Annotated in this window: 11 protein-coding genes and 1 pseudogene; 3 read left to right on the top strand and 9 right to left on the bottom strand. The window is 61.9% G+C overall.

All coding sequences use genetic code 11. From position 1 onward, the window contains the following. Nucleotides 1–5: 5 nt before the first annotated feature. Complete coding sequence (locus LDZ28_RS09875; RefSeq protein ID WP_244825890.1) at nt 6–1133, bottom strand: PA0069 family radical SAM protein; 1128 nt, start codon at nt 1131–1133, stop codon at nt 6–8. Nucleotides 1134–1201: 68 nt separating this feature from the next. Then, nucleotides 1202–1690 carry an Lrp/AsnC ligand binding domain-containing protein gene (locus LDZ28_RS09880; protein WP_244825891.1) on the bottom strand — a complete coding sequence of 163 codons (489 nt, stop codon included), beginning with the start codon at nt 1688–1690 and terminating at the stop codon, nt 1202–1204. A gap of 152 nt (nt 1691–1842) precedes the next feature. On the opposite strand from LDZ28_RS09880, the gene LDZ28_RS09885 reads away from it, so the two are divergent. Continuing rightward, nucleotides 1843–3129 (top strand): D-amino acid dehydrogenase, encoded by a 1287-nt coding sequence (locus tag LDZ28_RS09885; protein ID WP_244825893.1) that lies wholly within the window; start codon nt 1843–1845, stop codon nt 3127–3129. A gap of 99 nt (nt 3130–3228) precedes the next feature. Here the strand turns inward: LDZ28_RS09885 and LDZ28_RS09890 are convergent, their stop codons facing one another. From LDZ28_RS09890 to LDZ28_RS09915, 6 genes and pseudogenes are all read right to left on the bottom strand, one after another. After that, a complete protein-coding gene (locus LDZ28_RS09890) occupies nt 3229–5019 on the bottom strand; it encodes an acyl-CoA dehydrogenase (RefSeq protein WP_244825894.1) in 1791 nt (596 codons plus the stop codon). Between the two features lie 86 nt (nt 5020–5105). Beyond that, nucleotides 5106–6040, bottom strand: a pseudogene (locus tag LDZ28_RS09895) (electron transfer flavoprotein subunit alpha/FixB family protein). Next, nucleotides 6040–6789, bottom strand: a complete 750-nt coding sequence (locus LDZ28_RS09900) for an electron transfer flavoprotein subunit beta/FixA family protein (RefSeq protein ID WP_244825896.1) — start codon at nt 6787–6789, stop codon at nt 6040–6042. The pseudogene LDZ28_RS09895 and the gene LDZ28_RS09900 overlap by 1 nt, the downstream one beginning before the upstream one ends. Before the next feature lie 234 nt (nt 6790–7023). Then, nucleotides 7024–7818 (bottom strand): MetQ/NlpA family ABC transporter substrate-binding protein, encoded by a 795-nt coding sequence (locus LDZ28_RS09905; RefSeq protein ID WP_244825898.1) that lies wholly within the window; start codon nt 7816–7818, stop codon nt 7024–7026. 34 nt (nt 7819–7852) lie between these two features. Beyond that, entirely contained in the window at nt 7853–8506 is a 654-nt protein-coding gene (locus LDZ28_RS09910) for a methionine ABC transporter permease (RefSeq protein ID WP_244825900.1), read from the bottom strand. Further along, on the bottom strand, nt 8496–9530 hold the full coding sequence (locus LDZ28_RS09915; RefSeq protein ID WP_244825901.1) for a methionine ABC transporter ATP-binding protein: 1035 nt from the start codon (nt 9528–9530) through the stop codon (nt 8496–8498). The genes LDZ28_RS09910 and LDZ28_RS09915 overlap by 11 nt, the downstream gene beginning before the upstream one ends. Before the next feature lie 232 nt (nt 9531–9762). Between LDZ28_RS09915 and LDZ28_RS09920 the strand changes: the two genes are divergently transcribed. Next, the gene (locus LDZ28_RS09920) at nt 9763–10641 is read left to right on the top strand and encodes an alpha/beta hydrolase (protein ID WP_244825903.1); all 879 of its coding nucleotides are present in this window, start codon (nt 9763–9765) and stop codon (nt 10639–10641) included. 4 nt (nt 10642–10645) lie between these two features. On the opposite strand, the gene LDZ28_RS09925 is transcribed toward LDZ28_RS09920, so the two are convergent. Continuing rightward, nucleotides 10646–11569, bottom strand: coding sequence for a histone deacetylase family protein (locus tag LDZ28_RS09925; RefSeq protein WP_244825904.1), 924 nt, complete (start codon nt 11567–11569; stop codon nt 10646–10648). Nucleotides 11570–11876: 307 nt separating this feature from the next. On the opposite strand from LDZ28_RS09925, the gene mltB reads away from it, so the two are divergent. Continuing rightward, the gene (mltB, locus tag LDZ28_RS09930; protein ID WP_244825905.1) at nt 11877–13025 is read left to right on the top strand and encodes a lytic murein transglycosylase B; all 1149 of its coding nucleotides are present in this window, start codon (nt 11877–11879) and stop codon (nt 13023–13025) included. Nucleotides 13026–13050: the final 25 nt, after the last annotated feature.

Genomic DNA, 13050 nt, shown 5'->3' on the forward strand with positions numbered 1-13050 from the left:
AGGCGTTAGAACAAGTCGAGCTGGCCTTTGTCTGGCACCGGTTTGACGAACGCGGGTGGCTTGAAGTCCGACATGTCGAGAATGCCGCGCTGCCGGGCGTTCAATCCCAGACGCTTGGTTGCTTGTTGAAAGCGCTGCTTCAGCATGTCCGCCCATAATCCTTCGCCCTTCATGCGTTTGGCAAAGTCCGCGTCGTAGTCCTTGCCGCCGCGCATGTCGCGTACGCGGCTCATCACGCGGTCGGCGCGATCGGGAAAATGCGCCGCGAGCCAATCCTTGAAAAGCGGCGCCACTTCCCATGGCAGGCGCAACACGATGTAGCTGGCGGTCTTCGCGCCCGCTTCCGCACACGCTTCGAGCACCCGCTCCAGATCCGGCTCCGTGACGAACGGAATAACCGGCGCGATACTCACGCCCACCGGAATGCCCGCCTCGGCGAGCGTGCGGATCGTGCGCAGACGCCGCGCGGGGGTGGCCGCGCGCGGTTCGAGCGTGCGGGCGATGTCTGCATCGAGCGTAGTCACGGTGATGGCCGCCATGACCTGCCCGCGCTCCGCCATGGGCGCCAGCAAATCGATATCGCGTTCGATCAGCGACGACTTCGTGATCGCCGCGAACGGATGACCGCAATCGTGCAGCACCTGAATGACGCTGCGCGTGATCTTGAGATCGCGCTCGACGGGCTGATAGGCGTCCGTATTCACGCCGAGCGCAATGGATTCCGGCTCGTACTTCGGCTTTCCGATCTCGCGCCTGAGAAGTTCGGCGGCGTTGACCTTGGCGTAAATGCGGCTTTCGAAATCGAGTCCCGGCGACAGGCCAAGATAACTATGCGTCGGACGCGCGAAGCAGTAGATACAGCCGTGTTCGCACCCGCGATACGGATTGAGCGACACGCTAAACGGTATGTCGGGCGAATTGTTGTGCGTCAGAATGCTCTTTGCGCGTTCTTCGAACACCTGTGTGCGAAGCGGCGGCGCGCCCTCGTCGTCACCGTCCGTTTCGTGTAGCCAGCCGTCGTCCACGCGTTCGCGCGCGTCTTTCTCGTAGCGTCCCTGCATGTTCGTCACCGCGCCGCGCCCTTTCAGCGGCGCGGGCGGCGCGACAGGAAATTCACGGTCGGGTGTCGGCATTACGATGAGCGCAGCAGAAAATGTACTGTACAAATATACAGTATCGACACGTCATCGCAAGCAGAAAATCACACGTCCACCGGGATCATCAGCGTTTCCTTGATTTCCTCCATTACCACATAACTTTTCGACTGCACCGCGCCCGGCAGTTGCAGAAGGATGTCGCCAAGAAGCTTGCGGTAGTCGGCCATTTCGCCGATCCGCGCCTTGATCAGATAGTCGAAATCGCCGGAAACGAGGTGGCATTCGAGCACTTCCGGAATGCGCTGCACCTCGCGGCGAAACTGCTCGAACATATTGCCGCTCTTGTGATCCAGCGTGATCTCGACGAACACTAGCAGCGCCGCGCCGAGTTGAGCCGGATTAACACGCGCGTAATAGCCCGTGATCACGGCGTCCCGTTCCATGCGCTTCACCCTTTCGATACAAGGCGTGACGGACAGCCCGACGCGCTCCGCAAGGTCCTTCATCGCGATGCGGCCATCCGCTTGAAGAATGTTCAGGATCTTGTGATCGAGCTTATCGAGCGCGCGCACCGGATTTCGCTGTGTTCTCATGCGTTTTTTCCTGAAAATCCGCCAAATACATTAACTAAAACTATATCGACATCAATAGTATAGGCGATAACACTACACAAACTTCCGTCCGCGGCTCAGTTCCACTTCTTGCGCGCAAACGGGCAGTTTCATCGAATCCTGATGGAGAACTCATGCGTATCGTTATTCTCGGAAGCGGCGTCGTCGGCGTAACCAGTGCTTACTATCTGGCGCGGGCGGGTCACGAAGTCACGGTCATCGACCGCGAAGCCGGCCCCGCGCTCGAAACGAGTTTCGCCAACGCCGGGCAAATTTCGCCGGGCTACGCGTCGCCGTGGGCCGCGCCGGGCGTGCCGCTCAAGGCCGTCAAATGGATGTTCGAGAAGCACGCGCCGCTTGCCATCCGTCTCGATGGCACGATGACTCAGCTTCAATGGATGTGGCAAATGCTGCGTAACTGCACGCAAGATCGCTACATGGTCAACAAGGGCCGCATGGTGCGCCTCGCCGAATACAGCCGCGATTGCCTGCAAGCCTTGCGCGCGGATACAGACATTCACTACGAAGGCCGCACCGGCGGCACGCTGCAACTCTTCCGCACGCAGGCGCAACTGGACGGCGCGGCGAAGGACATCGCGGTGTTGAAAGACGCGAACGTTCCGTTCGAATTGCTCTCATTGGCCGAACTCGCGAAGGCAGAACCGGCGCTGGCAGCGGTATCGCACAAACTGACGGGCGGCTTGCGCCTGCCGAACGACGAAACCGGCGATTGCCAGATGTTCACCACGCGCCTCGCCGCCATGGCCGAAGCGTTGGGCGTCAAGTTCCGCTACAACACGCCAATCGACGCACTTGCCATGAGCCAGGGCCGGATTGCCGGCGTGCAATGCGGCAAGGAACTGGTGACAGGTGACTCCTACGTCGTCGCGCTCGGTTCATATTCGCCTAAGTTGCTCGGCGATCTCGTCAAGATTCCGGTTTATCCGCTCAAGGGTTATTCGCTCACCGCGCCCATTGTCGATGCGGCCCGCGCGCCTGTTTCGACCGTGCTCGACGAGACGTACAAGATCGCGATCACGCGTTTCGACGACCGCATTCGCGTGGGCGGCATGGCGGAGATCGTCGGCTACGACAAGTCGTTGAAGCAGGCGCGCCGCGAGACGCTGGAAATGTGCGTGAACGACCTGTTCCCCGGCGGTGGCGATACGGCCAGCGCCAAGTTCTGGACTGGCCTGCGCCCGATGACGCCGGACGGCACGCCGATCGTTGGCCGCACGCCGGTGCCGAATCTGTATCTGAATACCGGACACGGCACGCTCGGCTGGACGATGTCGTGCGGCTCCGGCCAGTTGCTCGCCGACCTGATGTCCGGCAAGCAACCCGCGATTCGGGCCGACGATTTGTCGGTGCATCGTTATATGGGCGAAGTCGGTGTGAAGACGCGTCCCGCTTATGCTTGAGAAGGCGATCACGCACGAAGAAAACCCCACGTTGCGAACGACGTGGGGTTTTTTCATGCGCGGGCGTCGGCTCGCGTTCGATGAGCTTCGGCGCTCACATCAAAACTGATCCTCGCTCAACGCGAGCACGCCTTCGCTCCCATTCGCGCTGACAATCGATGCCTCGATGCCCGGCGCCTGCGACAGAATGTGTTCCGCGTAAAACTGAGCCGTCGCGATTTTCGCCGAATAAAAGCGCTCGTCCTCGCCGCGCTTTTTTTGCGCGGTGAGCATCGCGCGCGCCATCTGCCAGCCGCACAGCACGATTCCCGCGAGCCGCAAATACGGCACGCTGCCCGCGAACACCGCGTTCGGATCGCTCCTGAACTTCGCGACGATAAACTCGACCGAGCGCGCGAGCGACAAGCTCCCCGCGCTCAAGTGCCGATGCATCGACATGAACGCCTGGCCCTCCGTATCCGCAAGAGCAGCGATGGTCTGATCGATCTGCGCGAGCAACGCCTGCGCCGTCGCGCCGCCGTCGCGCACTGTCTTGCGGCCGATCAGGTCGTTGGCCTGAATGGCCGTCGTGCCTTCGTAAATCGGCAGAATGCGTGCATCGCGATAATGCTGCGCGGCGCCCGTTTCCTCGATGAATCCCATGCCGCCATGCACCTGCACGCCGAGGCTCGCCACGTCCACCGACATCTCCGTGCTGAATCCCTTGATGATCGGCACGAGATATTCGTAGATCGACTGATGGCTCTTGCGCGTTTTTTCATCGGGATGACCATGCGCGAGATCGCGGTGCGACGCGGCGACATACGCCAGCGCGCGGGCGCCTTCGGTATAAGCGCGCATGGTGAAGAGCATGCGGCGCACGTCGGGATGATGAATGATGGTCACTGGCTCTTTCGATGAGCCATCGACCGGACGGCTTTGCACGCGGTCCTTCGCATACGCGACCGCCTGCTGATACGCCCGCTCCGCAACCGCGATGCCCTGCATGCCAACGGCAAAACGCGCGGCGTTCATCATGATGAACATGTATTCGAGCCCGCGATTCTCTTCGCCGATCAGATGCCCGACCGCGCCGCCGTGATCGCCGAATTGCAGCACGGCCGTGGGACTCGCCTTGATGCCGAGCTTGTGCTCGATCGACACGCAATGCACGTCGTTGCGCGCGCCGGTCGAGCCGTCCTCGTTGACGAGGAACTTCGGCACGATGAATAGCGAGATGCCCTTCACGCCTTCGGGCGCGTCAGGCGTGCGCGCCAATACGAGATGGACGATGTTCTTCGCCATGTCGTGCTCGCCGTAGGTGATGAAAATCTTCGTGCCGAACAGCTTGAAGGAACCGTCGCCCTGCGGCTCGGCGCGCGTGCGTACCAGCGCGAGATCGGAGCCGGCTTGCGGCTCGGTGAGGTTCATCGTGCCGGTCCATTCTCCGGAAATGAACTTCGGCAGATAGCGGGCTTTTTGTGCGTCGTTGCCTGCGGTGAGCAGCGCTTCGATTGCGCCATCGGTCAGCAAGGGACACAGCGCGAACGAAAGGCTCGCGGAGTTGAGCATCTCGATGCACGGCGTGGCGATGAGCTTCGGCAGGTTCTGTCCGCCGAACTCCTCGGGATGCACGACGCCTTGCCAGCCGCCCTCGCCGAATTGACAGAACGCTTCCTTGAAACCGGGCGTGGTCGTGACTTCGCCATTTGCCCACGCGCTCGGATTGCGGTCGCCTTCGACGTTGAGCGGCGCGACGACCTCGCCGCAAAAGCGCGCGGCTTCATCGACGACGGCTTGCGCGGTATCGAAGCTGCCGTCTTCGTGACCTGGCAACGCGGCGATGCCGTCGATACCGGCCAGTTCCTTGATGACGAACAGCATGTCCTTGACGGGGGCGTGATAGCTCATCGTTCTTGTCTCCTCATTCATCCGATACAAAAAGGGCGCAACGAATGTCGCGCCCTTTCGGTTCTAAGTCGGCGAGCGACGCGTGCTCAGCCGATTTCCTTCACCAGTTCCGGCACGAGCGAAAAGAGGTCGCCGACGACGCCGTAATCCGCGACGCTGAAAATAGGCGCTTCCGGATCTTTGTTGATGGCGACGATGACCTTGCTGTCCTTCATCCCGGCCAGATGCTGAATGGCGCCCGAAATACCAACGGCCACGTACAACTGCGGCGCGACGATCTTGCCCGTCTGACCCACTTGATAGTCGTTCGGCACATAACCGGCATCGACCGCCGCGCGCGATGCGCCCATTGCCGCGCCAAGCTTGTCGGCCAACGGTTCGAGCACCTTCGTGTAGTTCTCGCCGCTGCCGAGACCACGTCCACCCGACACGATGATCGAAGCCGAAGTCAGTTCCGGCCGATCCAGCTTCGTGACTTCGCGGCTGACGAATGACGAGATGCCAGCGTCGGCTGCCGCTTCGATCTTCTCGATCGATGCACTGCCGCCTTCCGCCGCCACCGGATCGAAGCCCGTTGCACGCACCGTGATGACCTTGATCGGATCGCTCGATTGCACCGTCGCGATAGCGTTGCCCGCGTAGATTGGACGCTCGAAGGTATCGGCGCTGTCGACGGCGGTGATGTCGCTGATCTGTGCGACGTCCAGATGCGCCGCGATACGCGGCGCGATGTTCTGCCATAGGCGGTCGCGGGCGCAAGGATGTGCGAATAGTCCTTTGCGATATTCAGCACCGTGCCCTCGACGTTCTCGGCCAGACCTTCGGCGAGTTGAGGCGCATCCGCAAGCAGCACTTTAGATACGCCTGCGATCTTGGCTGCCGCATCGGCCGCGCCCTGCGCGTTCGCACCCGCGACCAGCACATGGATATCGCCACCGATTTTTGCCGCCGCCGCTACCGTGTTCAACGTCGCGGCCTTGATGGACGCGTTGTCGTGTTCCGCAATTACCAGAATCGTCATCAGATCACCTTCGCTTCGTTCTGCAACTTCCCGACCAGCGTCTTGACATCGGGCACCACCACACCCGCCGAACGCTTAGGCGGCTCGACGACCTTCAGCGTCTTCAGTCGCGGCGCGACATCCACGCCGAGGTCGGCCGGCTTCACGACCGTCAGCGGCTTCTTCTTTGCCTTCATGATGTTGGGCAGCGTCACATAACGCGGCTCGTTCAGGCGCAGGTCGGTGGTGATGACAGCGGGCAGCTTCAACGACAGCGTTTCCGCGCCGCCGTCGACTTCGCGCGACACGGTGGCTTTGCCGTCAGCCACGACGACCTTCGATGCAAACGTCGCTTGCGGCAAGCCTGCCAGCGCGGCGAGCATCTGGCCGGTCTGATTCGAGTCGTCGTCGATTGCTTGTTTGCCGAGGATGACGAGTTCGGGCTTTTCTTGATCGACCAACGCCTTGAGCAGTTTGGCGACGGCAAGCGGCTGCAACTCATCCGCGGACTCGACGAGAATGGCGCGATCCGCGCCGATTGCAAGCGCCGTGCGCAGCGTTTCCTGGCATTGCGTGACGCCGCACGACACGGCGATCACTTCGGTTGCCACGCCCGCTTCCTTCAAACGCACCGCCTCTTCCACGGCGATCTCGTCGAACGGGTTCATGGACATCTTCACGTTGGCGATATCGACACCCGTGTTGTCCGACTTCACCCGGACCTTCACGTTGTAGTCGACCACGCGCTTGACTGGCACCAGAATTTTCATCCACACGCTCCAAAAGGGTCTCTCCGCGCTGGCGGAGGAAGCTTGTTCTTCCGATTCCTTGCGGATTCGGCGATCGATTGAGTCAACCCAGCCTCACATTATACGAGCGCTGCGTGTGCGCTTCCCCCGCCGAAACGGGTGGGCGAGGCGACGCACGATCGGCATACGCCGAATAATATCGAACGACCGTTCTATTAACTATCCCAAAAAACCCGCAGTCCGCTTTTCGCTGGATTACCAGGCGGCAATCACCGCGCCCGAGTATTTGCCGGCGATGAACTGCTTCACTTCCGGCGAGTGATACGCGGCCACCAGCTTCGCGACCCAAGGCTTGTCCTTGTCCACCGCGCGAATGGCGATGATGTTGGCGTACGGACCATGCGGATCTTCGATCGCGATGGCATCCGCGTTCGGCTTGAGACCCGCTTCCATCGCGAAGTTCGTGTTGATCGCGGCGGCGTCCACGTCGGCGAGCGAGCGCGGAATCTGCGCGGCATCGAGTTCGACGATCTTCAGCTTCTTCGGATTTTCGATGATATCGATAGGCGTCGCCTTCAATCCGGCATCGGCGCGTAGCTTGAGCAAGCCTTGCTTTTGCAGCAGCAGCAATGCGCGGCCGCCGTTGGTAGGATCGTTCGGAACCGCAACGCGCGCGCCGTTCTGCAACTCGCCAAGCGACTTGATCTTCTTCGAGTAGATGCCCATGGGGAACGTCACCGTGTCGGCGACCTTGATGAGCTTGTAGCCGCGATCCTTCACCTGTGCATCGAGATACGGCAAGTGCTGATAGCTGTTCGCGTCGAGGTCGCCCGCGGACAACGCGGCGTTCGGCTGCACATAGTCCGAGAACTCGATGACCGTGATCTTCAGGCCGTTCTTCGCCGCGACCTGCTTCACGACATCCATGATCTGCGCGTGCGGCCCGCCCGTCACACCGACCTTGATCGCGTCTTCGGCATGCGCGACGCCGCTGACCAGCATGACCGCGGACAACGCGGCGGCGAACTTCAGAATGAATCGACGTTGCATGAACTGACCTTTCGTTATGAGGTTGATGCGAACTTCACTTGTGACTGAGACGGCGCACGAGCCAGTCGCCGAACGACTGCACGAGCTGCACGAACACGATGAGGATGATGACCACCGTGAGCATCACTTCGGGCAAGAAGCGCTGATAACCGTAGCGGATGCCGAGGTCGCCCAGCCCGCCGCCGCCGATTGCACCGGCCATCGCCGAATAACCGACAAGCGAAACAAACGTGATGGTCAGCCCCGCCACCACGCCCGGCAACGATTCCGGCAGCAGCACCTTGAAGACGATCTGCCGCGTGGTCGCGCCCATGGCCTGAGCGGCTTCGATGAGCCCGCGATCCACCTCGCGCAACGCGGTTTCGACGAGCCGCGCGATGAACGGCGCGGCCGCGATGGTCAGCGGCACGACAGCCGCCGCCGTACCGATGGACGAGCCCACGACGAGCCGCGTAAAGGGAATGACCGCGACGAGCAGAATGATGAACGGCGTCGAGCGCACGGCATTGACGATGCCGCCGAGCACTCGATTCACGGCGAGATTGGGCAGCACGCCGTCGCGATCCGTCAGATACAGGAGCACGCCGAGCGGAAGCCCAAGCGCCGCGCCGATCAGCCCGGAGATGCCGACCATGATCAGCGTCTCCCAGAACGACTGCACGAACATGTCGAACATTTCACTCAACATGGGAAAGCTCCTCCACCACGACGCCTTGCGAGCGCAAATAAGTAATCGCCTCGGCGACCTTCACCGGCTGACCGCCCGCGAGCACCGCGAGCGAGCCGAACGCCTGGCCCTGAATCTCGTCGATCTGGCCATGCAGGATATTGAAGTCGAGCTCATAGCGGCGGATGGTCTCGGAGAGAATGGGCTGATCGACGCCCGAGCCCGTGAACGCGAGCCGCAGCAAATGGCCGCTGCCAGTCTTGAGACGTTCGGCCACGCGCACCTTGAGCGCGGGCGGCAACTCGTGCGCGATGACATCGCCGATCAGCGCGCGCGTGACTTCGTGATGCGGTTGCATGAAGACATCGACCACCTTGCCCTCTTCGACCACGCGCCCGGCATCGAGCACGGCGACGCGATCGCACACTTGCTTGATGACGTCCATCTGATGCGTGATGAGCACGATCGTGAGCCCGAGCTCGCGATTGATTTTGCGCAGCAGGTCGAGAATGGAACGCGTGGTTTCGGGATCGAGCGCGGAGGTGGCTTCATCGGAAAGCAGCACTTTCGGCTTGCTCGCGAGCGCGCGCGCGATGCCCACGCGCTGCTTCTGCCCGCCGCTGATCTGCGCGGGATATTTGTCCTTCTGCGTGGTGAGGCCGACGAGTTCGAGCAGCGGCAACACCACGGCCTCGATCTCCGCGCGCTTGTTGCCCGCGAGTTCGAGCGGCAGCGCGACGTTGTCGAACACCGTGCGCGACGACAGCAGGTTGAAATGCTGAAAGATCATGCCGATGTCACGGCGCGCGGCGCGCAAGTCGTGCTTGCCGAGCGTCATGAGATCGCGGCCATCGACCACGACGCTGCCTTCGCTCGGTCGCGTCAGCAGGTTGATGGTGCGCACCAGCGTGCTCTTACCCGCGCCGCTGCGCCCGATGATGCCGAACACTTCGCCGGCGGGAATCGTCAGATTGACGTTGTGTAGCGCTTCGACCCAGCCTCGTGGGCTCGCGAAACGCTGTGAGAGATTGCGGATTTCGATCATTCGACCAGGACGTGATTCATGCGTGGTCCGGAAAATACAAACGGCGGGAGGCTTTCGCGGGCACTGTAGCGCCCGCGCAGCCAGCCGCCGCTCGTTCTAACTTCGTTGCTGTTCAGCCGCAGGATTTTACCGGAGCATCAACATTCTGTTTAATAATGAATTTCGATGATTTAATTACTGAATCGAATTTGCTTGATGCCTGGCCGCAGCCGATCACTTCGAAGCTCACCGCATGCCAACCAACGTCTACTCCACCAGCACCGTCACCACACGCCAGGGCGTCGAACTCTTCCTGCACCGCTGGCAGCCGAAGCCCCCACTGGAGCCGACAGCGCGCATCGCGCTCGTGCATGGCCTTGCCGAACACGCCGGCCGATACGACGCGCTGGCGCTAGCGCTCAACGCGGCGGGCATCGAACTGTTCGCAATCGATCTGCGGGGTCACGGCAAGTCGTCGGGCGAGCGTGCGTGGGTGCGCGTCTTCACCGACTATCTGCTCGATGCCGAAGTGCTTCTCGAAGCCTGCGCCACGACACCGCCCGCCGACACGCCGCTCTTTCTGATGGGCCACAGCATGGGCGGCGCGATTGCCGCGCTCCATGCCGCCGAACGCGAGAGCGAGAAGAAGTTGGCTGGATTGATTTTGTCGAGCCCGGCATTGCGCATTGGCAGCGGCACGCCGCGTTGGAAGACGACGCTCAACCGCATCGTCGGCACGCTGATGCCGCGCTGGCCCGCGTTCTCGATCGATCCCGCGCTGCTCTCGCGCGCGCCCGGCGTCGTCGAGGCGAACCGGCGCGATCCGCTCGTGCATCACGGTCCGGTTCCTGCTCGCACGGGCGCGCAGATTCTCGCGGCGATGGAGCGCATCGCGGCAAAGCGCGATCTCATCAAGTTGCCGCTTCTGGTGTTTCATGGCACGGCGGATGTCATCTGCGATCCGGCCGGCAGCCGTGAATTCGAAGCCAACGCGGGCTCGACCGACAGCACGCTCGAAATGGTCGACGGCAGCTATCACGAGACGCTCAACGACCTGGACCGCGATCGCGTGATTCGCGCGCTCATCGACTGGACGCTCGTGCGCGCCGACTATGCGCGCACGCATCCGTGACAGGCTAGATTTCGGCCAGCGCTCGCAGATGCGCGACGACGCTGCGCCCGAGCGCCGAGAGGTTGTAGCCGCCTTCGAGACAACTGACGATGCGCCCTTGTGCATGACGCTCGGCCACCGCGCGAATCTTTTCGGTGATCCACGCGTAATCGTCCTCGACGAGTCCCATGTTGCCGAGATCGTCTTCGCGGTGGGCATCGAAGCCCGCCGAGACGAACAGCATCTGCGGCTTGAATTCCTCAAGGCGCGGCAGCCACATCAGGTCGACCACTTCGCGTACTGCCATGCCCTTGGTGCGCGCGGGCAGCGGCACGTTGACCATGTTCGACGCGTGATTGTCCGCGCCCGTGAACGGATAGAACGGATGCTGGAAGAAGCTGCACATCATGACGCGCGAGTCGCCCGTGAACGCAGCTTCGGTGCCGTTGCCGTGATGCACGTCGAAATCGATCACGGCGACGCGCTGCAGACCGTGCACTTCGAGCGCGTGCCGCGCCGCAATGGCCACGTTATTGAAGAGACAAAAGCCCATCGCGCGCGCGGGCTCGGCATGATGACCCGGCGGACGCACGCTGCAAAACGCGTTTTCGTATCGGCCTCCGATGACGGCATCGGTCGCCGCGATCGCCGCGCCCGCCGCACGCAAGGCCGCGCGATACGACTGCGGACACATCGACGTATCCGGGTCGAGTTCGCTTCTGCCATGCTCGGGTGTGCGGCTCTTGATGTAATCGATATGCGACTGCGTGTGCACGCGCGCTAGGTCGGCTTCCCCGGCGAGCGGTGCTTCCTCGCGCTCGACGAGCATGTCGATGCGGCTTGCGATCAGTTGATCTTCAATCGCCTGCAAACGCGCCGGGCATTCGGGATGCCACTCGCCGTTGTCATGCTTGAGGCAGTCGGGGTGGGAGTAAAAGCCGGTGGCCATGATGTCTCGCAGTGCCGTCGGGGTCGGCTCTCGTCTCGTGTTTTTTCGTCATACGCGTATCCCGCACCGCGCATTTGACGTTAAGTTACCACACCGTTCGAAACGGCCGCCTTCTCGCTCTCCACGGCAGTCCGGGCTCCATGCGTCGGTTATACTGCCCCGAGCCGAAGGCAGCCTTGCATGCGTGCACGGCATGTCGCCGGCCGCTGCGTTCCGTTGAGAAACGTTGCGGATCGTTGCACCGTTCAGCAGGCGTCTGACCGTTCGAACATCCGGCTACGCCCCTTATCGCACAACCACGCAGACTATGACTTTTCAGTTCGCCCCGTTCGTCTCTCCTGTCTCGCTCAAGCGCGCCCTTCTCGCCTCGTTCGTTTGCGCGATCGCCACGTTTGGCGGCAACAGCGCGTGGGCGCAGTCGCAGCAACCGCAAACCGCAACGCCGCAAGGACAGGATTTCGAGGAAGAGATCGTTCCGCAGCGCTACGCGAATAACCCGAATGTCGATGCGTTCATCAACGACATGGTCGCGCGCTACGATTTCGACTCCGCCGCGCTGCACGACCTCTTCAATCACGTCAGTTATTCGGCGACGGCAGTCAAGCTAGTGCTGCCTTCGCCCACGCCGTCCGCCAAGAACTGGCGCGCGTATCAGGCGCGCTTCATCGAGCCGGTGCGCATCAACGCAGGCGTGAAATTCTGGCGCGCGAATCAGGCGACGCTGCAGCGCGCCTCCGAGCAGTTCGGAGTGCCGCCGGAAGTGATCGTCGGGATCATCGGCGTGGAGACGATCTACGGCAAATACATGGGCAACTTCCGCGCGCTCGACGCGCTGACCACGCTCACGTTCGACTACCCCAATGTGCCGAATCGCGTGGACCGTCAGGCGACCTTCCGCAAGAATCTCGAAGACCTGCTGGTCTGGACGCGCGACGCGCAAATCGACCCGACCACCGTGCTCGGCTCGTACACGGGCGCGATCGGCATTCCGCAGTTTCTGCCAAGCAGCATCGTGCAATACGCGGTGGATTACGACGGCAACAGCCGTATCGATCTGCGCACGAGTCCGGCGGATGCCATCGGCAGTGTCGCGAATTATCTGAAGCAGAACGGTTGGGAACCCGGGCGACCGGTGGTGTGGAAAATCGCGGGCGATGTCGGCAGTCAGGGTATCGCGGAAGCGGCCGCGAACGGTCAGCCGGAGCCGCGCTGGTCGCTCGCGCAACTGACGAAAGCGGGCATGATAATCGACCAGCCGGGCCTTAATGTCGATGCCGAAGCCGGCACGCCGCTTACGGTCGTCGATTTGCCCACACCGGGCCGCGCCACCGAATACACGCTCGGGCTCAGGAACTTCTATGCATTGACGCGCTATAACCGCAGCTTCTTTTATGCGCTCGCGGTGTATCAGCTTGGCGAGGCCGTGAAGGCGCGCATGGCAACAGGCGCGCAGTAAGGGCTTCTTTGGCACCAAGCAAAAA

It is taken from the genome of Caballeronia sp. TF1N1 (assembly GCF_022878925.1).
Taxonomy (GTDB): Bacteria; Pseudomonadota; Gammaproteobacteria; order Burkholderiales; family Burkholderiaceae; genus Caballeronia.